This is a genomic window from Streptomyces sp. NBC_01276 (assembly GCF_041435355.1).
Classification (GTDB): Bacteria; Actinomycetota; Actinomycetes; order Streptomycetales; family Streptomycetaceae; genus Streptomyces.
This window is the reverse complement of record NZ_CP108442.1, coordinates 167,107-190,090: the sequence shown is the minus strand read 5'-3', so window position 1 is coordinate 190,090 and position 22,984 is coordinate 167,107. Positions and strand designations below refer to the sequence as shown.

17 protein-coding genes are annotated in these 22,984 nt (G+C 74.1%); 8 read left to right on the top strand and 9 right to left on the bottom strand.

Annotated elements, in window-relative coordinates:
- Window positions 1-40 precede the first annotated feature (40 nt).
- Window positions 41-823 (bottom strand): oxidoreductase, encoded by a 783-nt coding sequence (locus tag OG295_RS00605; protein WP_371674966.1) that lies wholly within the window; start codon window positions 821-823, stop codon window positions 41-43.
- A gap of 92 nt (window positions 824-915) precedes the next feature.
- The gene (locus tag OG295_RS00600; protein WP_371674965.1) at window positions 916-1,494 is read right to left on the bottom strand and encodes a TetR/AcrR family transcriptional regulator; all 579 of its coding nucleotides are present in this window, start codon (window positions 1,492-1,494) and stop codon (window positions 916-918) included.
- 177 nt (window positions 1,495-1,671) lie between these two features.
- On the opposite strand from OG295_RS00600, the gene OG295_RS00595 reads away from it, so the two are divergent.
- The gene (locus OG295_RS00595) at window positions 1,672-2,313 is read left to right on the top strand and encodes a hypothetical protein (protein ID WP_371674964.1); all 642 of its coding nucleotides are present in this window, start codon (window positions 1,672-1,674) and stop codon (window positions 2,311-2,313) included.
- 78 nt (window positions 2,314-2,391) lie between these two features.
- Here OG295_RS00595 and OG295_RS00590 read toward each other — a convergent pair whose 3' ends face one another.
- Together OG295_RS00590 and OG295_RS00585 are read right to left on the bottom strand one after the other, a co-directional pair.
- On the bottom strand, window positions 2,392-3,135 hold the full coding sequence (locus OG295_RS00590; protein WP_371674963.1) for a 2-phosphosulfolactate phosphatase: 744 nt from the start codon (window positions 3,133-3,135) through the stop codon (window positions 2,392-2,394).
- A 177-nt stretch (window positions 3,136-3,312) separates the two neighbouring features.
- On the bottom strand, window positions 3,313-4,638 hold the full coding sequence (locus tag OG295_RS00585) for a YhgE/Pip domain-containing protein (protein ID WP_371674962.1): 1,326 nt from the start codon (window positions 4,636-4,638) through the stop codon (window positions 3,313-3,315).
- A gap of 143 nt (window positions 4,639-4,781) precedes the next feature.
- On the opposite strand from OG295_RS00585, the gene OG295_RS00580 reads away from it, so the two are divergent.
- Entirely contained in the window at window positions 4,782-5,507 is a 726-nt protein-coding gene (locus tag OG295_RS00580; protein WP_371674961.1) for a MerR family transcriptional regulator, read from the top strand.
- Here OG295_RS00580 and OG295_RS00575 read toward each other — a convergent pair.
- From OG295_RS00575 to OG295_RS00555, 5 genes are all read right to left on the bottom strand, one after another.
- On the bottom strand, window positions 5,488-6,279 hold the full coding sequence (locus OG295_RS00575) for an ABC transporter permease (RefSeq protein WP_371674960.1): 792 nt from the start codon (window positions 6,277-6,279) through the stop codon (window positions 5,488-5,490). The genes OG295_RS00580 and OG295_RS00575 overlap by 20 nt on opposite strands.
- Window positions 6,276-7,262 (bottom strand): ATP-binding cassette domain-containing protein, encoded by a 987-nt coding sequence (locus OG295_RS00570; protein WP_371674959.1) that lies wholly within the window; start codon window positions 7,260-7,262, stop codon window positions 6,276-6,278. Before OG295_RS00570 ends, OG295_RS00575 begins: the two co-directional genes overlap by 4 nt.
- 91 nt (window positions 7,263-7,353) lie before the next feature.
- A complete protein-coding gene (locus OG295_RS00565) occupies window positions 7,354-8,196 on the bottom strand; it encodes a DUF4097 domain-containing protein (RefSeq protein ID WP_371674958.1) in 843 nt (280 codons plus the stop codon).
- 93 nt (window positions 8,197-8,289) lie between these two features.
- The gene (locus OG295_RS00560; protein ID WP_371674957.1) at window positions 8,290-8,808 is read right to left on the bottom strand and encodes a toxin-antitoxin system HicB family antitoxin; all 519 of its coding nucleotides are present in this window, start codon (window positions 8,806-8,808) and stop codon (window positions 8,290-8,292) included.
- A 540-nt stretch (window positions 8,809-9,348) separates the two neighbouring features.
- Window positions 9,349-10,272 (bottom strand): 4'-phosphopantetheinyl transferase superfamily protein, encoded by a 924-nt coding sequence (locus OG295_RS00555; RefSeq protein ID WP_371674956.1) that lies wholly within the window; start codon window positions 10,270-10,272, stop codon window positions 9,349-9,351.
- A 320-nt stretch (window positions 10,273-10,592) separates the two neighbouring features.
- Here OG295_RS00555 and OG295_RS00550 point away from each other — a divergent pair, with 320 nt between their 5' ends.
- The 6 genes from OG295_RS00550 (at window position 10,593) to OG295_RS00525 (ending at window position 22,939) form a co-directional block, all read left to right on the top strand.
- Window positions 10,593-13,466 (top strand): AAA family ATPase, encoded by a 2,874-nt coding sequence (locus OG295_RS00550; protein WP_371674955.1) that lies wholly within the window; start codon window positions 10,593-10,595, stop codon window positions 13,464-13,466.
- Between the two features lie 89 nt (window positions 13,467-13,555).
- Window positions 13,556-16,519: an AAA family ATPase gene (locus OG295_RS00545; RefSeq protein ID WP_371674954.1), complete on the top strand. Its 2,964-nt coding sequence runs from the start codon at window positions 13,556-13,558 to the stop codon at window positions 16,517-16,519.
- A 159-nt stretch (window positions 16,520-16,678) separates the two neighbouring features.
- The gene (locus tag OG295_RS00540) at window positions 16,679-19,465 is read left to right on the top strand and encodes an AAA family ATPase (RefSeq protein WP_371674953.1); all 2,787 of its coding nucleotides are present in this window, start codon (window positions 16,679-16,681) and stop codon (window positions 19,463-19,465) included.
- Window positions 19,466-19,785: 320 nt separating this feature from the next.
- Complete coding sequence (locus tag OG295_RS00535) at window positions 19,786-20,964, top strand: cytochrome P450 (protein ID WP_371674952.1); 1,179 nt, start codon at window positions 19,786-19,788, stop codon at window positions 20,962-20,964.
- Window positions 20,961-21,200 carry a ferredoxin gene (locus OG295_RS00530; protein WP_371674951.1) on the top strand — a complete coding sequence of 80 codons (240 nt, stop codon included), beginning with the start codon at window positions 20,961-20,963 and terminating at the stop codon, window positions 21,198-21,200. The genes OG295_RS00535 and OG295_RS00530 overlap by 4 nt, the downstream gene beginning before the upstream one ends.
- 137 nt (window positions 21,201-21,337) lie before the next feature.
- A complete protein-coding gene (locus OG295_RS00525; RefSeq protein WP_371681060.1) occupies window positions 21,338-22,939 on the top strand; it encodes a GMC oxidoreductase in 1,602 nt (533 codons plus the stop codon).
- The last annotated feature ends 45 nt before the right edge of the window (window positions 22,940-22,984 follow it).

Here is a 22,984-nt window from a genome sequence, read left to right as displayed (position 1 = left end):
GCGGGACGGCCGGGTCCGCGCGCCGGAAGCGGCGGGCCTCTCACACCGTTTTGATGCCGCCGCCCTCGACGTGGTAGTCGGCGCCGGTCACGCTGGCCGCGCGGTCCGAGACGAGGAAGGCGACGACGGAGGCGACCTCGTCGGGTTCGACCATGCGGCCGGTGGTCATGCCCATCGCCGACGGCACACCGGACACGAAATCGCGGTGCCCGACGCCGTTCGCCCCGGCGAGGCGGGCGCCGAAACCGTCGGCGTCCTCCCACATGCCGGTTCGCGTCGGCCCCGGGGAAACCGTGTTCACGCGTACGCCCCTGGGGCCGAACTCCTCGGACAGCGCCTTGCCGAACGCGTTGAGGCCCGCTTTCGCGACGCCGTACTCGATGGGACCCGTGCCCGGCATGCGGGCGCTCATGGACGAGATGTTCACCACCGAGCCACGGCGTTCCAGGATGCTCGGCAGCAGCCGTCGGGTGACGCGTACCGTCCCGAACAGGTTGACCTCGAAACTCTGCGCCCACAGGGCGTCGTCCGTGGCGAGGAACCCGTTCAGGGTGAACTCGTCTCCTCCTCCCAGGTTGTTGACCAGGATGTCCACGCCGCCGAGTGCCGCGAGCGCCTGCGTCCCCAGTTCCTCGGCGCCCTCCGGAGTGCTCAGGTCGACCGCGACCGCGTGGGCGCCGGTCTCCTTCAGTTCGGCCGTGACCGTGCGGGCCGCACCGACCACGCGGACCCCCTCGGCGACGAGCTGCCGGGTGATCGCGAGGCCGACGCCCCGGCTCGCCCCGGTCACGACCGCGGCCTTGCCCGCGAGATTGAGCTCCATGTCGGACTCCTTCAATTCTTCGAAGTTTTTGAACCTCAGGTACAAAACAAGCCCATAAAAAATGGGGCGGGCCGTCGCCGTGCGCCGCCGGACTACAGAGCGCCCATCGCCGCGTCCACGACCCGCCGCAACTGCGTGCCGTCCCGGTCGGTCTTCGCCAGCACCCGCATGCCGATCACCGTCGCGAGCAGCCAGGCGGCCACCGCCGCCGCGTCGCGCCCGCCGTCGATCTCGCCGGCCCGCTGGCCCGCCTCGACGGTCGCCCGGAACGCGCTCTCCGTCCGCGCGAACATCATGCGTACGGTGTCGGCCGTACCGGGGTCCGAGGGGGCGGACTCGGCGGCGGTGTTGACCGCCATGCATCCGCGTCGGTCCGGGTCGCCCAGGTCGAGTTCGACCAGTGCCTCCAGTGCGCCGCGCAGCCGGTCCCTCGCCGAGCCGGGATGGTCGAGGAGCGCCTCCAGCCATGCGGCCTGCGAGTCCCGGTAGCGCGCGAGGGCCCGCTCGAAAAGGGCGTGCTTGCTGCCGAAGGCGTTGTAGAGGCTGCCCTTGCCGATGCCGATCTCGTCCACGAGGTCCTGAGGCGTCGTCGCCGCGTACCCCTTGCGCCAGAACACGCCCATCGCGCGCTCCACCGCCACGTCCGGATCGAACTGCTTCGGCCTGCCCATGGCGCCCACCGTAGCAGCGTTTTTGACCTTGAGGTCAAATAGTCGCCGATTCCCTGGCGCACCGGGCCACCCGTGGCTGGGCCATCCGGGAGGCCTGCCGCCCTCGTCCGGCATGGCACCCGGGCCCGCGGCTCCGCGGGGAGGAGGCTGGTGCCCCCGATCACGCAGGAGGGGTCTGTGAACGAGCCCGGCTCGCAAGGGACCCGAGCGCCGGCATCGGGCCGGGCGGGCCGTGAAGCCGCCGGGCCGGCCGGGGTCGTGGGCATCGGACTCGCCGCCGTGCTGACGTTCGCGCTCGCCCAGGGCTCCTGGCAGTGGTTCGCCGCGTTCATCGGTGTGACGCTCCTGGCGGTGATCCTCGCCTTCCAGGGACGGCCGCCGTGGATGCCCGGCATCAGGACCGGGTACACGCGCAATCTGGTCGCCTACTCGCTGGTCGTCGGTCTGTGCGTGGCGATCGTGCTGGCCCCCATGCTCCAGCGCTGGGCCTGGCTGTTCCCCATGCCGGGCACGCGCAGCGGTTGCCTGGAGATGGGCAGGTACGAAGCCCTCCTCACGGAGGCCGCGCTGGCGGACCTGGCCGGCCGCGACGGCGCCGCTCTGGCCTACGCCCGGGCGAACCAGAGCGGGAAGGCCGTCGCCGACTGCCTGGCGGCCACGACGACCCTGTGGCTTCCCCTCTACGGAGCCGGGGCGGCCGTGCTGGTGGGAGCCGTCGCATGGTTCCGCGACCGGGCCCGCGCGCGGCGGGACTCCCGGTGCGCCCCCGTCCCGACAGGAACGCCCCCCGCGGGGACCCTCCAGGACGGCGCGACGTAGTCCGCATCGGGCACGCCCACCGGCCGACGGACGGGAGGTCTTCGAGCCGCTGGTGGAAGTCACCGCGGAACAGCGGCGTCAGGTCGTCACGTTGCCGGCGGCCGTCGCCCGGCCCACCTCGGAGGGCGAAGCCCCGTCGGCGGGCGGAGGCACCGCGTACGGGCGGAGGACCATGAGGGAGTCTTCCTGGGTCGCCACCATGGCGAAGGGGAAGCGGTCGAGATCGAGACAGAGTGCGACGTCGTCCGGATGGACTCCCAGGCGCACACCCTCGGCCAGCTCGGAGGCGGCGCGTGACCCGCCGGCGCGGCGGAGGAATCCGGCCGGGTCCGTCCCGGACCCGGTGGCCCGCCCGGCGATGTACTGGGCGCAGGCCAGGTCCTCATCGGCCCGGCCGTCCTCGCCGGTGACCACGAACGTGACGCTGTCGCACCCGCGTGTCCGCAGGAGCCGGGCCGTTGCCTCCGCCACCACGAAGCCGGCGCACAGCACCAGCGACGCGTCCTTGACCGCGAGGGCGCCGACCGTCCCCGCCGTGGTCTTCTGCACCACGGTCCGTCCGGCCAGGTCGGCCGAGCGCAGCAGGCCGGGCGAGTTGACCAGGTCGAACCCGGGCGCGGCCGGACCGTCCTTGAGCGCCACCCAATCCGGGTGACGGGCCTTGAGCGCCAGGGCGTCGTCCAGGGACTCGGCCAGAACTATCTTCTCCGCCCCCCGGGCAAAGGCCCAGGCGGCCACGGTGTAGGCGCGCATGACGTCGATCACGACCGCCACGGAAGGGGTTCCGGCCAGATCGGAGATGCCGAGGAATCGAGCGTCCATGCCGCTCATGATCGTCCAGGCCCGCACCGAAGTTCCGGGATGGTGGTGCGCGTCACATTCGCCGCCCGGGTTCCGGCCGGTGGCGGTGCGCCGCGGGCCGGCCCACGGTGTGGGCCGGCCCGGGGGTCAGGTCAGGTTCGTCCCGGAGGACGCGATCGGGGCATCGCGAGCCGTGTCTCAGGCCGTGGCGGGTGCCGAGGCCTCCGGGGCCGCGGGCTCCGATCCGTCGGCGGGGTGGGGGATGCGGTGCAGCCCCCTGCGGTCGTAGAGGCGGGTGACGGCGAAGCCGAAGGCCAGTGCGGCGACCAGGGCGATGCCCATGGAGGCCCACGCCCGGGCCAGCCCCGCGTCGGCCTGGGCGCCGTAGTACAGCAGGGACCGCAGGCCCTCGGTGATCTGGCGCAGCGGCTCGAATTCGGAGAGGGCACGGAAGAACCCGGGCAGTGCCTGGACCGGCACGGTGGCGCCGGAGGAGGGGACGGCCATGGCGACGAAGACGATGGTGGCCAGCAGCATGCCGGGGGTGCCGAAGGCCGCGAACAGGGCCAGGCTGCCGATGCCGACGACCGCGATGGTCGAGACCGAGTAGAGCCACAGCAGGCCGAGGTGGGAGGCGTCCATGTCGAGGATGCCGACCGTGGCGACCTCGACCAGGGTGCCCATGACCAGGGAGAGTCCGAGCATGAGCGCCGTGCCGATGGCGAGCGTGCGGACGCGGCTGGTGTGCTGGACGGGTTCGCGCTTGCGGAACGGGCCGAAGTCGGTGTGCAGGTAGCCGAGCGCGGTGTCGACCTGGGAGTTGACCACGTTGGCGCCGAGCATGCCGCAGACGACCAGGACCAGTGCGTAGTAGAAGGCGCTCAGGCCCATGGCGCTGCGGGAACCGACGGGGTGGCCGTCGGCGACGGTGACGGTCACCGGGTCCGCCAGCTTCAGCTGGGCGGCCGTCGGGAGCGGGGCCTTCTGGGCCGCGGCCTGCTTGAGGAGTTCCTGGCCTATGTGGGCGGAGGCGGTGTGGGCGGCCTTCTGGGCGGCCTGGGAGGACATCGAGGAGCCGATGCTGCCGGCGGCCTGGTTCGTCAGCACGGTCAGGGTCGGCGGGGTGGCCTTGCCCTGGGGCGCGGGCTGCGGGGAGGTGAGCGCGGCCACCGTGGCGGAGAAGTCCTTGGGTATGACGAGGGCGCCGAAGACCTTGCCCCGGCCGAGCCGCTTGTCGGCCTCCTCGCGGCTGACGACCTGCCAGTCGAAGCTCTTGTCGCCCTCGGCGGCCTTCTGGATCCCCGAGACGACCTGGTCGCCCAGGTTGACGTGGCGGCCGCCCGCGTCGGCGCCGCTGTCGGCGTTGACCAGCGCCACCGGCAGGTCGCGCAGGTTGCCCCTGGGATTGACGTTGCCGCCCACGTAGAGCAGGGCGAACAGGATCGAGACCACTGCGGCGATGAGTCCCGTTCCGATCCACAGCCGGGGTCGGCGGAGAACGGAGGGGGGCGTGGGTTGAGGCATCGATTCTCCGGTGCGGTGCGGCTGCGTTCCTGAACTGGATACTGAAGGTATCCAGCTACTGGATAGTGGCAGTATCTTGTTGTGGTGTCCAATCGCCGACGACGGACACCGGACGGGCACCGCATGACCGGCAGGGAGGCCGTATGAAGATCTCGGAGCTCAGCCGGCGGACCGGCGTACCGGTCGCCAGCATCAAGTACTTCCTACGGCAGGGGCTGCTGCCCGCCGGCCGGGCGACCGCCGCGACCCTCGCCGAGTACGGGGAGGAGCACGCGCAGCGACTGCGCCTGATCAAGGCGCTGACCACGCTCGGCGGCCTCTCCATCGCCGCCACCCGTGACGTGCTCGGGGCCATCGACCAGGCCCACACCTCCGAGGGCGCCCTCGGCGCGGTCAGCTACGCCCTTCCGGTGCCGGTGGCGGGCCAGAGCGCCGCGGCCGACGAGGCGGAGGCCGAGGCAGCGGCGACCGCCGAGGCCGAGGTGTCGGAGCTGCTCGCGGCCCTGGACTGGCGGGCGCCGGACACGTCGCCGCACGTGGAGGGGCTCGCGGTGGCGCTGAAGGAGCTGCGGCGGCTGGACGCGCAGTACGCCCCGGGCGAGCTCGCCGCCTACGCGAGGCTGGCCGAGTCGGTGGCCCGGCTGGACCTGGAGCGGGCGGCGGGCCTCGACGACCCGGTGGCGCTGGCCGAGCGGGCGGTCATCGTCTTCGCGATCTGCGCCCCGGTGTTCGAGCTGCTGCGGCGCCTCGCCCAGGAGGACCAGGTCCGGCGCCGGGTCGCGGCCGAGGGGACGGCCTTCCGGACGGGCGGGGGGCCGACGGCCCCCGAGCCGCAGGACGGCTCGCCCGCTACTTCGGGTCGGTGTTGAACCTGGCGGTCGACCAGAGGTAGCCGAGGACCGTGAGGCCGACGCACCAGGCGATGGCGAGCCAGCCGTTGTTGCCGATCCCGGTGCCGAGGAGGAGGCCGCGGAGGGTTTCGATGGCGGGGGTGAAGGGCTGGTACCGGGCGATGGGCTGGAACCAGCCGGGCATGGAGTGGACCGGGGTGAAGGCGCTGGAGAGCAGCGGCAGCAGGATCAGCGGCAGCGCGGAGTTGCTGGCGGCCTCGGCGTTGGGGCTGACCAGGCCCATGCCGACGGCGATCCAGGTGAGGGCGAGGGCGAAGAGGGTCAGGAGTGCGAGGGCGGCGAGCCATTCCAGGGCGGTGGCGTCGGTGGAGCGGAAGCCGATGGCGGCGGCGACGGCCGCGATGAGGACCACGCTGGCCACGCACTGCAGGACGCTGCCGACGACGTGCCCGACGAGCACCGAGGGGCGGTGGATGGCCATGGTGCGGAAGCGGGCGATGATCCCTTCGGTCATGTCGTTGGAGACGGAGACGGCGGTGCCGATGGTGGTGCTGCCGATGGTCATCAGGAGCAGGCCGGGGACGACGTAGGCGATGTAGGCGGAGCGGTCGGGGGTGCCGCCTGCGATGCCCGCGCTCATGGTGTCGCCCAGGATGTAGACGAAGAGGAGCAGGAGCATGACGGGGGTGAGGAGGAGGTTGAGGGTGAGGGAGGGGTAGCGGCGGGCGTGCAGGAGGTTGCGGCGCAGCATCGTGGCCGAGTCGCGGGCGGCGAGGGTCAGGGTGCTCATCGGGTGGCCTCCGTCGGCTGGTGGGGGACGGTCGCGCCGTCGGTGAGGGCGAAGAAGACGTCGTCGAGGTCGGGGGTGTGGACGGTGAGTTCGTCGGCTTCGATGCCGGCGGTGTGCAGGTGGTCGAGGAGGGTGCGCAGTTCGCGCTGGGTGCCGCCGCTGGGGACCTGCAGGGTGAGGGATTCGTCGTCCCCGGTGGCCGTGGGGAGGGCGAGGGTGGCGGCGCGGTAGGCGGTGGGGTCGGTGAAGCGCAGGCGTACGTGTCCGCCGGGGACGAGGCGCTTGAGCTGTTCGGCGGTGCCTTCGGCGGCGATCCGGCCGCCGTTGAGGACCGCGATGCGGTTGGCGAGCTGGTCTGCCTCCTCCAGGTACTGGGTGGTGAGGAAGACGGTGACGCCGCCGGTGACCAGTTCGCGGATGATCTGCCACATGGTGTGGCGGGAGCGCGGGTCGAGGCCGGTGGTGGGTTCGTCGAGGAAGATGATGCGGGGGCCGCCGACCAGGGTCATGGCGATGTCCAGGCGGCGTTTCATGCCGCCGGAGTAGGTGGAGGCGGGCTTGTTCGCCGCGGCGGTGAGGTCGAAGCGTTCCAGGAGCTCGGCGGCGACCCGCCGGCCCTCGTGTTTGGGCAGGTGGTGCAGGTCCGCCATGAGGAGCATGTTCTCCTCGCCGGTGATCAGTCCGTCGACGGCGGAGAACTGGCCGGTGACACCGATGGTGGCGCGGACGGCCTGGGGGTCGGTGGTCAGGTCGTGGCCCCCGACGCGGGCCTGCCCGGCGTCGGCGGTGATGAGCGTGGAGAGGATCTTCACGGCGGTGGTCTTGCCCGCGCCGTTCGGCCCGAGCAGGGCGAAGACGGTTCCTTCGGCGACGGCCAGGTCGACTCCGTCGAGGACGGTCTTGTCGCCGTAGGACTTGCGCAGCCCGACGGCGGAGATCGCGATCGGGGACGGGTGCCCGTCGCCGCGGCTTGAGGTGGACATGACAGAAGAAGGCATGGTGCCCTCCCTTTTCGAAGGCCGGAATTGAATGGAGGGGCGGGTGAGCCGTGGGCGGAGACCGGTGCTCTTGGCGTCAGGCCTTGGCGCGGCGGACGTCGATGTTGCCGTACCGGGTGCGGGCGCGGATCTTCACGGTGTCCTCGGCCTCCCCCGGGGTCTCGGACGCGGTGAGCGAGTTGCGCACCTGGCCGGAGCCCGAGTTGACGTCGAGCCAGGCGGCCGTGCCCTCGCGGACGCCGACCTCGATGGCCCCGTAGGAGGTCTCCAACTGGACGGTGCCGCGGGCCACCTCGCCCACGCGCAGGGTGCCGTGGGCGGTGGTGGCGGTGACCGAACCCTCGGCCCGGCGGATCTCGATGTCGCCGTTGGCACCGCTCACCCGCAGCTCGCCGTTGGCGGCGCCGACGGTCGTGGTGCCGTGCGAGTTCTTCAGGACGGCGGGGCCGTCGACGACGCCGACGCGCAGGCTGCCGGAGCTGGTGGTGATCTCGGCCGTGCCCTCGATCCGGTCCACGGTGATCGAGCCGTGTGAGGCGGTCAGCTTCAGCGGGCCGGTCGTGTCGAGGCGGACGTCGCCCGACGAGGTCTTCACGCGGACCTCGCCGAGCCGGCCCTCGCCGACCACCTGGGTCCAGGCACCGGTCGTGTCGATGCGTGAGCCCGTGGGGAGTTCGACCGTCAGATCGACGGTTCCGGTACGGCCGAGCAGGTTGGACTTGGGAGTCCTGACGGTCAGCACGCCGCCCGTGTACGTGACTTCGGTCTGGTCGGCCGTCCGTACGTCGAGGTCCCGCTTCGGGTCGCGGGGCCGTACCTCGACGACCGTGTCGAGGCGGTCGCCCGCGGTGAACTGGATGGAACCGGCCTCCACGCGTGCGGTGACCGAGACCGGTTCGGGAGTGTCGAAAGAAGGCATGGCTGTCCCGTCCTCTTGGCTCTTCTGGATGTCCCCGCTGGTGGGACGCGGTGTGGGTGAAGTGGTGCGGGTGGCGTCGAGGGGATGGTGCGGCTAGCGGACCCACCCCGTGAAGCTCTGTCCGACGGTCTGGGACTTCTGCGTCGTACGCGGCCGGGTGCCGCCGTCGACCGCGGCCGATACGGCCCGCACCAGCCACGCGTTGACCGACAGGCCCTCACGGCTCGCGGCCTCCTCGGCCCGCGCCTTGAGATGGGCGGGCAGACGCAGGTTGACGCGGGCGGTGCCGGTCTCGTCGCCCTCGGCGGGCGTCTGCGCGCCGACCGGTTCGACGGGGGCGGCGGTTACCTCCGGGGTGCCGCCTTCGACGGGCGGCAGCGTCACCACGAAGTCGGGGTCCAGGCCGCGCAGACGTACGTCGACCGAGCCGGGGGCGAGTTCACGGGTGACCTCGTCCATCGCGGCGGAGAGCACGTGGAGCATGGTCAGCCGGGTCGCCGACTCCAGGGGAGCGGTGAGTCTCTCTGCCAGCTCTCGGGCTTCGTCGCCGCCGGCTTCGGCGGCCACCGCCAGTTCGCGGCGGAGGGTGTCGACATACGGAGTGAGGTCCATGACGCCATGATGGCGCCATAGTGGCGCCATGCGCAAGGGGTGCGCGGGCATCCACGGATCGGGTTGAGGTCTACAGCGCGCTGATCTGCGGAAATGCGATGGAGTTCGGGGGTGTGGTGCTTGGTGTCATCGGTGCTCATGGGCTGCTGGTGGTGCCGGACGGCCCCGAGTGGTGCCAAGTGGCCCCGAGTGGCGCCAGGTGGTGCCAGGTGGTGTCAGGTGTCGGGTGGTGCCAGGTGGTGCCAGATGGCGTCGAGTGGCGTCGGGTGGCGCCACTCCGGCTCAGGAGGGGTGCCGGCCCGGCGCCCGGCGGGGGCGCTCGTATCGGGCCCGTGCTGCCCGGTGGGTCAGCTGCCCCGGCCTTCGGCCACCGAAGTCGCACGGGCGTGAAACCGTATTCGATTCGGCCTCTCCGGCTGGCTCGATCCCCCGGCCGGATCGGAAGCCAAAGGGCTCCGGATTGGGGTCGCATTGGGGAGGGAGGCGGCGCTCGCGTCCCTTCCGCGGGGACTTCCGGGGCGGATCCGGAAGTCCGCGAGTTCACCTTCCGGTCATTCGGCTTTCCGTCGGGGCGCCTCGTCCGGGAAGGGGTCGGGTGAAATCCGCTCCGGTCGGGACCCCGTTCAGCGTCAGGGGCGCGGCCCGGTCCAGCGAACCGAGGAAGTGGGAGCGGACCACGAGGTCGGGGCCGCCGGCGGGGCGCGAAAGGGCCAGGGCCGCCGCGTGTTCCGGTCCCACGGGTACGTCCTTCACGGTCCAGCCGGGCGGCCGGGCCGGGGCGCCGGGTGCGGGGTTGCCCAGGTAGTCCAGGTCGGGGCCGCGGCCGACGCCGGTGCCGAGTCCCTTCAGGTACGCCTCCTTGCGCGCCCACAGCCGGGCGAAGACCGCGGGGCGCAACGACGGCGGCGCGGCATGGATCTCCCTCTGCTCCGCCGGGTGCAGCACTTCGCCGACCGTGGTGGCCTTGTGCGGCGCCGGAAGCCGCTCGACGTCGACACCGACGGGCCGCCCGGCCACCGCGATCAACACCAGGCCGCCGGTGTGGGACATCGAGAAGTGCGGCCCACCGGGGCCCGCCAGGACGGGACGGCCGTGCGGTCCGCCGCAGCACGGGCAGGACTGGCGTGCGAACGTCAGCTCCGCCGGGGTGACGCCCCGGTAGGCGCAGAGCACCCGGCGCAGGGTCAGGTGCGCGGCCACGTAGCGGTCGCGGTCGGCCGGGTAGACGAAGGCCGCGACCCGGGCGCGTTCCTCCTCGTCCAGCGGGGACCGGTCCAGGACGACGGAGCGCAGCCCCGCGTCGGAGACGTGCAGCAGCCACAGGTCCAGCGCCCCTTCGGCCGGCACGGGCCGCACCGCGGGCCAGTCCGAGACGGCCCAGCCCGGCGGCGGGCAGGCGGGCTCCAGGGAGGACTGCACGGGGCGCTCCGGTCTCTCGGCATCGGCGGACGGCTGTTCGGGCACGATAGCGCAGGGCATAAAGAAGGAATTGATGGCCGAATACCGTTCCGCCTCCACCGTCCGCGGCCGTGCCGTTCCCGTCGTTTCTTCGGGTGCTCGGGAATTCGGCCGAGCGGAACGGCCGAAATGATGCGCCCCTTTACCGCACCCCGCTGGAGGCGTCTGGCGCGCCTTGGCCAAGGATCAGTGCATTCTGGCTCAAATCCGCCGGATCTCTTCCGAGTTCTCCCTTGGTGTCGCCTACGATCTTGTTTGTACGGGGGGAGGATTATGGCGTTTGGGACACCGGATGCCAGGAACGGTTTCAGGAAGAGGGAAATACTGTGGTGGTCACGGTCGGTTCCGCCCGGGCCCACGGCCCGGCCCGGAGCCTGGACACCCACACCGCCGAACTCGACGCCCTGCTGCGCCACGCCGCGGCCGCCCGGGAGGGGACCGCGCGTGCCGTGCTCGTCAGGGGGCCCGCCGGGATCGGCCGGACCCGTCTGCTGGCCGTCGCGAGCGAGCGTCTGGCGGCCGAGGGCATGGCCGTACGCCGCGTCGCCGGCCTTCCCGGAGCCGCCTGCCGGGTCCGCGCGGTCGACGCCCTCCTCGAACCGCCGCCCGAGAGCCCGCCCGAGAGCCCGCCCGTACGACCGGACGCGGCCGACGGACCGTGCGACGCCCCCGGGCCGCGCGATACGCACCGCGACTGGCGCCGGCTGCACCGGCGCGCCCTGGAGCTGCTCGCCGACGGCCCCACCGCCCTGGTCATCGACGACGCCCAGTGGTGCGACGAAGCCTCCATGCGCTGCGCCGACTTCATCCTGCGCCGGTCCGCCGGGCAGCCCCTGCTGATCGTCCTGGCCCAGCGCACCGGCGTCCCGGGCCCCGGTACCCGGGTGCTCACAGAGATCCTCGCCCAGGACCGCTGCGCCCTCCTGGAACTCGGGCCGCTGGACGAGCGCGAAACCCAGCGAATGATCACGCGCGTCCTCGGAGCCCCGGCCGACCAGCCGTTCGTCCGGCGCTGCACGGAGATCACCGGCGGCAACCCGCTGCTGCTCGACCGACTGCTCCACACCCTGCGCACCGTGGGGATCCCGCCGGGCGCCGACGCCCTGCACCAGCTGGGCACCGTCCACCAGAGCGTGCTGGCCTCCCTGGTCCCCGAGTTCCTCGCCGCCGGCCCCCGCCCCGTCCGGCAGGTGGCCACGGCCCTCGCCGTGCTCGGCAGCGCCGCCGCCGACCCGCTCGCCGCGCTCAGCGGGCTGAGCGGACGGCAGGTGGAGTCCGCGCTGGGCCGGCTGCGCCACATCGAGGCCGTACCGGCCGACTCTCCGCCGCGGATGCGCGAGGGGATCCGCACGGCGGTCCTCGCGGCCCTGGACTGCCAGGAGCTGCGCGGACTGCGGGTCCGCGCCGCCCGGGTCCTCAGCGACGCCGGGCGCCCCGCGGCCGAAGTCGCCGAGCAGCTCGCCCTGCTGGAGCGGATCGACGAACCGTGGATGTTCGCCGTGCTGCGCGAAGCCCTCGCCGAAGCACCGACCCGTGCGACCGTCGGGGCCGCCGGCCGCTGGCTGCACGGTTCCCCGGGCAGCGGGCTCACCGCCACCGAGCGCGGCAACCTGCACGTCGAACTGGCCCGCGCGGCGGGCCGTACCTTCGTCTCGCCCGCGGACGCGCTGTGGCACCTGCGCCAGGCACTCGACCTCATGCCGCACCCGCGGGAACGGGCACCCGTCGCAGTGCAGTACGCCATGATGGCGCTCGGCACCCGCCGGGCCCCCGAGGCGCTGCGATTACTGGAGCGGGTGCTGGGCGAGCTGCGCGCCGGGACCGGTGCCGGCCCGGAGCCCGCCGACCGCGAAGTGCGCGTCACCGTCGAATCCGCCCTGCTGGCCACGGCGGTGAACGACCGGACGGCCCTGCCCGCGGCCCGCGCCCGGGCCGCCGCCCTGCCCGTGCCGAGCGGACACAGCCCGGCCGACCGGCGGCTGCTCGCGGCCCTCAGCGCCTTCGCCGCGCTGGACGGCGGATCCGCGGGCCGGGCGGCCGCGCTCGCCCGCAAGGCCCTGCGCGCCGACGAGCCGGGCACCGCGGGCTGGGGCGTGTTCTGCTGCTCGGCCGTGCTCGCGCTCGCCGACTCCGTCGACGAAGCACTGACGGCACTGGACCAGGCGCTGTCCCCGGCCGAGACCCACCCGCCGCTGTGGCCGCGCCGCGCCGCGCTGGCGGGCAGGTCCCTGATCCTCCACGGCATCGGCGACGTACCCGGCGCCGCACGGGACGCCTGGGCCGCCGTCGAGGCCGTCGGACCGGCCGGGGCCCCACCGTTCGCGCGCATCGCGCTGAGCTCCGTACTCCTCTCCCAGGGCGAGCCCCGGCAGGCGGCCGCCGTACTCGACGCGCTCGCCCGTTCCGCGCCCGACCTGGACCGGAGCGTCTGGGAATGGCAGCACTACCTGTACACGAAGGGCCGGATCCTACGGGAACTGGGCGATCTGGAAGGCGCCCTGGAACTGTGGCGCCGCTGCGGCCGCAGCGAGGAGGAGGCCGGCATCGCCAACCCGGTCCTGGCCCCCTGGTGGCTGCCCACCGCCACCACCCTCGGCGGCCTGGGCCGGGGAGCCGAAGCCGCCGGCATCGTCGCGGCCGCCCGGGAACGCGCCCGCCGCTGGGGCACGCCGCGCGCCCTGGGCCTGGGCCTGATCGCGGAGGCCTCGGTCGTCGAAGGCCGCGACCGTACGGGCCTGCTGGGCCGGGCCGTCGACCTGCTGTCCGAGTCCCCGGCCCGGCTGGACCTCGCCAAGGCCGAATACCAGCTCGGCCGTGAACTGCTCGCCCTCGGGGACGCCCGCGGCGCCCGCGGCCATCTGCGCCGGGCCATCGGCCTCGCCACCCGCTGCGGCTACCGCGTGCTCGCCGCCGTCGCGCGCGACGCGCTGGTGACCGCGGGAGGCCGGATGCCGCAGCTCGCGACCATCCCCCTCGACTCCCTCACCCACAGCGAGCGCCGGATCGCGACGCTCGCCGAGCGCGGCCACAGCAACAAGGGGATCGCGGAAGCCCTGTTCATCACCCCGCGCACGGTGGAGATGCACCTGACCAACGTCTACCGCAAGCTCGACGTGCGCGGCCGCGCCGACCTGCCGCGCGGCCTCGGCCGCCACCCCGGCGCGCCCAGACCGGCGGACGGCCTCTCCGCCACGTCCTGAGTCCCGGGGACGTCACGCAGCCGGGGGCACACCCGGGCGGCAGCCGGGGGAGCCCCGATCGACACGACACCCCTGGAGGACGGACAGTCATGGAGCGGACGACAGCGGAGCACCCGGTTCGCGCCACGCCACCGGCGCACCGGAGGCGGCCGGGCGGGACCGGGGAACCGGCCGCCCTCATCGGACGGGACGCCGAGGCCGGCCTGCTGCACGGCCTGCTGGGACAGGTGCGCACGGGACGGCCGGCGCTCGTCGAGGTCCACGGGCCGCCCGGCACGGGACGCAGCGCACTGCTCGACCACGCGGCGGCCCTGGCCGGGGGCGCGGGCATGGGGGTCGCCGCCGTCCGGGCGACGGCGGAGGAGGCCGGGCTGCCCCACGGCGTGGCCGGGCGGCTCGGCGCACTGCTCTCCGCGCCCGCCCGCACCGGCCCCGGCTCCCCGTCCCACGGCACCGTACGACAAGCGGCCGGGCACGCCGACGGCGCGCGGCCCCGCCGGACGACGGACCCGGACCTGTGCGCCGACGTCCTGGAGGCCGCCCGCGGCGGACCCCTGCTCCTCGTCGTCGACGACGTCCAGTGGGCCGACCCGCAGTCGCTGCGCGCCCTGCGGTCGCTGGCCCGCAGGCTGGCCGGGCTGCCCCTGATGCTCCTCACGTCCCGCAACAGCGCCGTTCCGGCCGCAGCGGACGAACGGATCGATCCCTGCACCCTGGCCGGCGAGGACGCCGTGACCCGCCACACGCTGACCCTGGGCCCGCTGTCGGACGGCGCCGTCGGCGAGTTCATCGCCGGGAGCTGGCAGGCCCCGGTGGACGAGGCCTTCCTCGCCGACGCGGTCCGGCACGCCGACGGCAGCCCGGCCCTGATGCGCTCGATCGTCGGACGGTTCGTCCGGCACGGCTGGACGCCCGGCACCGACCACCCCGGCCGGCTGGAGGAGAGCGCGGCGGAGGCGGTACGGGAACGCACCGTACGGACCCTGGCCCTGCTGCCCGACGAACTCCTCGCAGTCCTGCGCGCCATCGCCGTCGCCGGACCCGACTGCACCCCCGGCCTGATCGACGCGCTGGCCGGCCCACGTGCCCTCGGCACCTCCCGGGCCCTGGCACTGCTGCGCGGAACCGGCCTGCTCGCACCGGGACGACGCCCCGCGTTCCGGACCGCCGCCGCGGCCCGCGCCGTCCTCGCCGACCTCGGCAGCGAACACCGCGAGGAACTGCACGCACGGGCGGCCGACTGGGCCCACCGCGCGGCCCTGCCCGACCGCGCGCTCGCCCGGCTGCTGCTGGACGCCCGCCGGATCGGGGCCACCTGGGCGGTGGAGGCCCTGCGCCGCGAGGCCGCGGAGTGCCGGGCCACCGGCCGGCCCGACCGCGCGGCCCGGCTGCTCGAACGGGCGCTGCGCGAGCCGGTGCCACCCGCCCTGCGGATCCGGCTCCTCACCGACCTGAGCGCGGCCGTGCTGCCCACCGGACCCGAGGCCGCGAGCCGCCACCTGTACCGCGCCCTGCAGACCCCCGGCGACGGGACCGCGGCCGTCGCCGACGCGGTCGCCGACGCCGAGACGGGCCGCGCCCTGCTGCACGCCGCGGAACTCCTCGTGGCCCGGGGCGACGTCGACACCCCCCGCCCCCGTATCGCCAGGGCCGCCGACGCCGCCCGCCCGGGCAGTGCCGAGCGGTCGGGACTGCGCGCCCTCCATTGGATCACCGAGTACAGCAGGCCGGACCCGGCCGACAGCGGCGAGCCGCTCCTGCCCGACACCGGCCCGCCCGCGCCGGAACGCTCCGCCGAAGCGGCCGTCGCCGCCTGGCGCACCGCGCAGCACGGCCGGAACATCGACCGGGCCCGGTGGCTCGCCCGGACGGCACTGGCCCCGCGGGTGCGCGAGCACGTTCCGCCCACCGTCCGGGCGGCGGCCGCGCACGCGCTCGTCCTCACCGGGGACACCGCGGAGGCGCGCCGCGCGCTCGACGAGATCCTGGTGGGCGCCGAGCGCAGCGACGCGCGTGCGGTCGCGGGCCTCGCCCTGCTCGTCACCTGCCTCGCCGAACTGCGCGCCGGCCGCGAAAGCGCCGCCGCCGAGGCCCTGGACCGGTGCGAGGCGATCATGCCCAGCCGCTGCTGGCACCCGCTGATGGCTCCCGGCCCCCTCGCGTTACGGGCCCTGCTGCACCTGCGGCGGGGCGACAGGACGGCGGCCGAGCGGGCCCTCGCGACCGAGCTGCCGCCCGGCGCCGAGGGCGGGCTGCCCTGGGCCTACCTGCTGTACGCCCGGGGCCGGGTCCGGCTCGCCGGCGGAATGCGCGACCAGGCCTTCGCCGACCTGCTGGAGTGCGGGCGGCAGCTGCTGGCCCGGCAGGCGGTCAACCCGGCGGTGCTGCCGTGGCGTTCGGCCGCTGCGCGGGCCCGCGAGCCCGGAGACCCGGCGGCCGCGGCGCTGCTCGCGGAGGAACGCCGGCGGGCCCTGCTGTGGGGTTCGCCCACCGCCATGGCCGCGGCGCTGGGGGAGGGGGCCGGGGCCGCGGGCGTCGGGGGAATCCCGGCTCCGGGCCGCGGGAGGCCGGTCAGCTGGCAGTACCGGCAGGCGCTGGTCGCCCTCGGCACCGCCCCGTCCTCCGGCCACCTGACCGTCGACTCCCTGCTCGGCAGCGACCGGGGGGCGGCCCCCGGGGCCGGGACCACCGGGCTCCCGCTCCCGTCCCGTTCCGCGCCGCCGTCCCGTTCCGCGCCCCCGTCCCCGTCCGAGCGCCTGCCGTCGCCCCGGTTCCCGTCGGCCTCCCCGTCGCCGGCCGCGTCCGTGCGGCGGGGAGCGGGAGGCGTGGCCCCGGACAGGACCGCGGCGGGTACGGGAGCGCTGACCCGCGCCGAGCTGCGCGTGGCGGCACTCGCCGCCGACGGCCTGGGCAACCGGGCCGTCGCCGAGGAACTGGCCGTCACCCCCCGGACCGTCGAGCTCCACCTGACCAAGGTCTACCGCAAGCTCGGCATCCGGGGACGGCCCCAGCTGGCCGCGGCGCTGCGGCGGACGGCGGGGGAGTCCACATGACGCCGCCGTCCCGCCCGTCCCGCCCGTCCCGCCCGTCCCGCCCGTCCCGCCCGTCCCGCCCGTCCCGCCCGGCGCGACGGGCCGGGCGGCGGCGCGGCTCCCCGGCCCGTGAGCCACACCCGGCCCTCCCCGGGCCGTCCCAGAACACACGGAGGAACGATGAGGCCCCTGTTGCACCGCCAGAAGGAGCTCGACCTGATCACCGGCGCCATGGACGCGGTGCGCCACGGCGCCGGCGGCGGCTCGCTGGTGGTCGTCACCGGCGGCCTGGGCACGGGCAAGACCGCCCTGCTGCGCGCCCTGCCGGAGCGGGCGGAACGCCGTGGCCTGCGCGTCGTCACCGCCAGCGGAGCCGTGTTCGAACGCGACTTCGAGGCGGGCGTACTCGGCCAGCTGCTGACCCCCCTGCTGCCGGGCGCCCCCGCCGCGCCGCCCGGCGACTGCGCGGGCCCGTCGGTGGGGTCCCCGCAGGACGACGGCTTCCTCGGGCTGGTGGCCGAGTACAGTGCCCGCACACCGCTGCTCATGCTCGTCGACGACCTCCAGTGGGCCGACGTCACCTCCCTGCGCCGGCTGGGCCTGCTGGCCGGACGCGTGGCGGGGCTGCGCGTCACCCTCGTCGTCACCCTGCGCGAAGGCGACCCCGGCGAGGACGCGCCCCGGCTCCAGCAGCTCGTCGAACGCGCCTCCCGCGTCGTGCGGCTGGGCCCGCTGCCGCCCGAGGGCACCGCGGACCTGGTCGGCGTCCTGACGGGGCGCCCCGTCGACCCGGCCTACGCACGGGCCTGCCACGAGGTGACCGGCGGCCGGCCGCTGCTGCTCACCGCCATCCTCGACGCACTGCCGGGGACCGGGGAAGGGCCCGGGTCCGCGGACGACGTCCGGGCCGTCCACGCGGCCCGCCCGGCGGCCCTGCACGAACGGTTCGCCGTCGTCCTGCGCGACCAGCCCGCGCCGGTACGGGAGTTCGCCACGGCTCTCGCCGTGCTCGGCGACGGCGCGGACGAGGAGCTGATCGGCAGACTCGCCGGCCTCGACGGCACCGGCCGGATCGAAGCCCTCAGGGTGCTGCGCCGGCTCGGTCTGCTCGCCGAAGGCCCCGTGCCCCGATTCGTCCACCCGGTGGTGGGCGAAGCCGTCGAGGAGGCCATGACCCCGGCCGAGGCGGAGAGCATCCGGGTGCACGCCGCCCTGCTGCTGCACCTGGGCGGCCACCCGGCGGAACGGGCCGCCGCCCAGCTCCTCGCCGCCTCCTCCTGCCACGAGGACTGGGAGACCGACGTACTGCGGGCGGCGGCGGGCTCGGCCCTGCGGCGCGCGGCTCCCGACACCGCGGCCCGCTATCTGCGCCGCGCCCTGCTCGGCAGTTCACCCGAAGGCCCGGACCGCGCCGAGCTGCTGGTGGAACTGGCCATGATCGAGCGGGACTTCGCGCCACGGGCGGCGCTGCGGCACCTCGCCCAGGCACTGTTCCTGTTCCCGGACACGGACCGGCGGGCCCCGGTGGCGGGCCTGATCCCGCCGTTCCTCCTCGACGGCGCCCCTTCCGCCACCGTCGACACCGTGGTCAGGACCGCGGCGGAACTGGGGGAGGCGGCGACGCTCACCGGCGCCGCCCGCGGGCACGCGCTGCGCCTGGAAGCGCGCCTGCGGCACGCGGCGTTGGCCGGCCCGGAGGAACCGGACACCTGCGGCGGCCGCCTGCGGTCCCTGGGCCCCGCCCCCTGCCTGGACACGGCCGCCGAACGCGAACTCGTCACCGTACTGCTGCACGGCGCGGCCCTGGCCCAGACGGTCAACGCCGCGGAGGCCGTGGCGCTCGCGGAGCGGCTGCTGCAGCACGAACCCGCCGCCCCGGACCACGTGCACACCGCCCTGCCGCTGCTGACCGAGGTCCTGGTCGCCGCCGACTCCCTCGCCACCATCGGCCCCTGGCTGGACACCGCCCACGACCGGGCCCGCAGGGAGAACGCCGACGTACCGCGCGCCCTCATCGCCGTCGAACTCACCCGCCTCGCCCTGGCCCGCGGCGACCTGACGGGAGCGAGGGAGCACGCCGCGGAGGCGCTCGCCCTGGACGTCACCGACTGGGCCACGCTCCAGACCCTGGCGCCCGTCGTGCTGGCCGCCCTGGAGGCCCGGGACGCCGCCCTGTGCGAACGCCTGCTGTCCGGGCGCCGGGAGGAGGCCGTCCCCGGCCACCGGCCCTCCTTGCGCCGGCTCATCCACGGCTCGGCCGCGGTACTGCGCGACGACCTGCCGACCGCCCTGGACTGCTTCCTCGACTGGGGCCGCACGGCCGAGCGCGCCCACTGGCGCAACCCGGCCATCGTGCCCTGGCGCACGTGGGCGTCCGCGCTGCACTACCGGATGGGCCGGCCCGACCGGGCCCACGACCTGATGGACGAGGAGTACGCGCGCGCCGTGAGCTGGGGCAGCCCGGTGGCCATCGGCCGTGCCCAGCGCGGCAAGGGCGCCATCACCGAGGGCGCCCGCGGCATCGCCCTGCTGCGGGAGTCCGCGCTCACCCTGGAGGGCTCGGCCAACGCCCTGGAACGGGCCCGCACCTCGCTGCTCCTCGGCCGCCGCCTGCTCGCCCAGGGGCGGCGGGCCGAGGCCGAGGAGCGGCTGACCCGGGCCCGCGCGGAGGCCCTCGACTGCGGTGCGCCCTGGATGGTCGAGCGGGCGGGCCGGGCGCTGCACGGCATCGCCGGTTCCCGGGGCGAGGACGTGGCGGCGACGCTGACGCGCACGGAGCGCCGGGTCGCCGCGCTCGCCGCCCGCGGTGCCTCCAACAAGGCCATCGCCGAGCGGCTGGAGGTGAGTTCGCGCGCCGTCGAGAAGCACCTCACCCACGTCTACCGCAAACTGCGGGTCGACGGCCGTACCGGACTCACCGCGATGGCCCGGCTGCTCTCCGACGGGGCCGGCCCGGCGCACCCGTAGTGCTCCGGGCGGGTGCGGTACCCCGGCTGCGGGAGGGCACCGAACCGAACCGAACCGAAACACCTGCGGTACCGGCGGTAACCGAACCCTCCGTTCCCCGCCCACAGGGTTAGCGCACCAGGGATTGATTTCGTTGACACCCTTCACCGCGTCTTCATACCTTCCTTTTGGCGGTGATCGAACTGCGTGGCCGGGGCCGAATAGAGGCCATAGTGAGGCCGGATTTCGATGCCCATTTCCCATCGGGCCCCAGTGAAACCCGCCACGGTCAATGAATACATGCAGGACAGGAAAGGGCGGAAATGAGCCAGGGTGCACCGGTGAGTTTTTCCACGGTCCGAGACGGATACTTCAACCCGCCGCCGACGACGCAGTCGCTGCGCCGGACCGAACCCATTACCCGGATGGAATTCGCCGACGGACACCTCGGCTGGCTCGTCACCGGATACTCCGCCGCGCGGGCCGTCCTCGCCGACAACCGGTTCAGCGCCCGGGGGGAACTCAAGCACCCCCCGGTACCGCGCGCCGCGACCCTGGAGGAGGCCCCGGCCGCACCGCCCGGGATGTTCATCCAGCACGACGCGCCCGAGCACCAGCGCTACCGCAGGCTCCTCGTCGGACAGTTCACCGTCCGCCGGATGAGGATGCTCACCGAATGGATCGAGGGCATCGTCGCGGAGCGCCTCGACGCCATGGAACGCCTCGGATCCGAGGCCGACCTCTTCGAGCACTTCGCGCTGCCCATCCCGTCCCTGGTCATCTGCGAACTGCTCGGCGTGCCCTACGCCGACCGTGCGGGCTTCCAGCACGACACGCACGTCTGGAGCAGCTTCGGGGAGTCCACCGAGGTCGTGACCGCGGCCTTCCTGTCGCTGGGCACGTACCTGCAGGGCCTGGTGCGGCTCAAGCGCGCCGAGCCCACCGACGACATCCTCAGCGGGCTGATCGCCGCCGACCCGGACCTCACCGACGAGGAACTGACGTCGATCGCCTTCCTGCTGCTGGTCGCCGGCCACGAGACCACCGCGAACCAGCTCGCCCTCGGAACCTTCGCGCTGCTGCGCCACCCCGAACAGCTCGCCGCGCTGCGCGCCGACCCCTCCCTGATCGAGGGCGCCGTCGAGGAGAGCCTGCGCTACCTGAGCATCGTCCACCACGGCCCCACCCGGGCCGCCCTGGAGGACGTCGAGATCGACGGCGTCCTCATCAAGGAGGGCGAGGTCGTGATGGTCTCCCTCGCCGCGGCCAACCGCGACCCCGAGCGGTTCGAGGACCCCGAGTCCTTCGACGTGACCCGGCGCGCCGGCGGCCACCTCGGCTTCGGGCACGGCATCCACCAGTGCCTCGGCCAGCAGCTGGCCCGCATCGAACTGCGCGTCGGCTTCACCGCCCTGCTGGAGCGCTTCCCGGCACTGCGCCTGGCCTGCCCGCCCGAGGAGATCAGGCTCCGCCACGACATGCAGGTCTACGGCGTGTACGCGCTGCCCGTCGCCTGGTGACCGGCGACCCGATGGGGGTCGAGGTCAGCCGGGACCTGTGCCGCGGCGCCGGCATGTGCACCCTCCTCGCCCCCGAGGTCTTCGACCAGAGCGACGAAGGCGTCGTGCTGCTGCTCGACGCCCGGCCGCCCGCCGCAGTGCGCGCCGCCGTCCGCGAGGCCGCCGACCAGTGCCCCTGCGCGGCCATCACCCTGCACGAGCCCTCCACGACCCCCGAGGTCCCAGGGACCCCCTGAGGTCCAGCCCGGCCCGCCCCGTCCGGGCCCCGGCGGGCCGCGCCGCGCCGCGTGACCGCCTCCCTCCCGCACCACCGCTCGCACCACTTCCGGAAAGCCAGGTACACACCGTGGAACAGCACCTTTCACGCCGCCGCATGCTCGGACTCGCGGCCCTCGGCGCCGCCGCCATGGCCGGCAGCACCACCATCGGCGCCACCCGGGCCCTGGCCGCCGACCGCGCCGGCACTCCCGCGTTCGTCCCCGCCGTCGTCATCGGGACGGGCTACGGCGCGGCCGTCACCGCCCTGCGGCTCGGCGAGGCCGGCGTCCGCACCGTCATGCTCGAAATGGGACAGCTGTGGAACCAGCAGGGCCCCGACGGCAACGTCTTCTCCGGCATGCTCAAGCCCGACAAGCGCTCCAGCTGGTTCAAGACCCGTACCGAGGCGCCGCTCGGCAGCTTCCTCTGGCTCGACCTGGCCAACCGTGACATCGACCCCTACGCCGGTGTCCTGGACCGGGTCAACTACGACCAGATGTCCGTGTACGTGGGCCGCGGCGTCGGCGGCGGTTCCCTCGTCAACGGCGGCATGGCGGTGGCCCCCAAGCGCTCGTACTTCGAGGAGGTGCTCCCGCGCGTCGACTCCGCCGCGATGTACGACCGCTACTTCCCGCGCGCCAACTCCATGCTGCGCGTCAACCACATCGACAACGGCTGGTTCGAGGGCACCGACTGGTACAAGTTCGCCCGCGTCTCGCGTGACCAGGCGCAGAAGGCCGGCCTGGGCACCGTGCACGTCCCCAACGTCTACGACTTCGACTACATGCGGCGCGAGGCGAACGGCGAGGTCCCCAAGTCCGCGCTGGCCGCAGAGGTGATCTACGGCAACAACCACGGCAAGCAGAGCCTGGACAAGACCTACCTGGCCGCCGCACTGGGCACCGGAAAGGTCACCATCGAGACCCTCCACCAGGCCAGGACCATCCGGCAGCAGAAGGACGGGACCTACCTGCTGACCGTCGAGCAGAAGGACGCCGACGGCAGGCTGCTCGCCACCAGGGAGATCTCCTGCCGCCACCTGTTCCTCGGGGCCGGCAGCCTCGGCTCCACCGAACTGCTGCTGCGCGCCCGGGAGACCGGAACGCTGCCCGACCTCAGCTCCGAGATCGGCGCGGGCTGGGGCCCGAACGGCAACATCATGACCGCCCGCGCCAACCACGTGTGGAACCCCACCGGTGCCAGCCAGTCGTCCATCCCCGCGCTGGGCATCGACGACTGGGACAACCCCACGGCCCCCGTCTTCGCCGAGATCGCCCCCATGCCGGCCGGTGTGGAGACCTGGGTCAGCCTCTACCTGGCGATCACCAAGAACCCCGAGCGCGGCGCCTTCGTGTACGACGCCGCGAAGGACCGGGCGGACCTGCGCTGGACCCGCGATCAGAACACCCCCGCCGTCAACGCCGCGAAGTCGCTGTTCGACCGCGTGAACAGGGCGAACACCACGATGTACCGCTACGACCTCTTCGGCAAGCAGCTGAAGGCGTTCTCCGACGACTTCTGCTACCACCCGCTCGGCGGCTGCGTGCTGGGCAAGGCCACCGACGACTTCGGCCGGGTCTCCGGTTACAAGAACCTCTACGTGACGGACGGTTCGCTCATTCCCGGCTCCATCGGCGTGAATCCGTTCGTCACCATCACCGCGCTCGCGGAACGGAACATCGAGCGCGTCATCCAGCAGGACGTCAAGGCCTCGTAAACCGGGCGCCGTCACCGGCCGCCCGGGTCTGCCGGGGTTGCCGGG

Bases quoted from the DNA above. Each gene is read 5' to 3' on its own strand.
- OG295_RS00565 (WP_371674958.1), bottom strand. From the start codon at position 8,196: ATGCCTTCTTTCGACACTCCCGAACCGGTCTCGGTCACCGCACGCGTG.
- OG295_RS00545 (WP_371674954.1), top strand. From the start codon at position 13,556: ATGGAGCGGACGACAGCGGAGCACCCGGTTCGCGCCACGCCACCGGCG.
- OG295_RS00600 (WP_371674965.1), bottom strand. From the start codon at position 1,494: ATGGGCAGGCCGAAGCAGTTCGATCCGGACGTGGCGGTGGAGCGCGCG.
- OG295_RS00560 (WP_371674957.1), bottom strand. From the start codon at position 8,808: ATGGACCTCACTCCGTATGTCGACACCCTCCGCCGCGAACTGGCGGTG.
- OG295_RS00580 (WP_371674961.1), top strand. From the start codon at position 4,782: ATGAAGATCTCGGAGCTCAGCCGGCGGACCGGCGTACCGGTCGCCAGC.
- OG295_RS00570 (WP_371674959.1), bottom strand. From the start codon at position 7,262: ATGTCCACCTCAAGCCGCGGCGACGGGCACCCGTCCCCGATCGCGATC.
- OG295_RS00525 (WP_371681060.1), top strand. From the start codon at position 21,338: ATGCTCGGACTCGCGGCCCTCGGCGCCGCCGCCATGGCCGGCAGCACC.
- OG295_RS00590 (WP_371674963.1), bottom strand. From the start codon at position 3,135: ATGGACGCTCGATTCCTCGGCATCTCCGATCTGGCCGGAACCCCTTCC.
- OG295_RS00575 (WP_371674960.1), bottom strand. From the start codon at position 6,279: ATGAGCACCCTGACCCTCGCCGCCCGCGACTCGGCCACGATGCTGCGC.
- OG295_RS00540 (WP_371674953.1), top strand. From the start codon at position 16,679: ATGAGGCCCCTGTTGCACCGCCAGAAGGAGCTCGACCTGATCACCGGC.
- OG295_RS00585 (WP_371674962.1), bottom strand. From the start codon at position 4,638: ATGCCTCAACCCACGCCCCCCTCCGTTCTCCGCCGACCCCGGCTGTGG.
- OG295_RS00605 (WP_371674966.1), bottom strand. From the start codon at position 823: ATGGAGCTCAATCTCGCGGGCAAGGCCGCGGTCGTGACCGGGGCGAGC.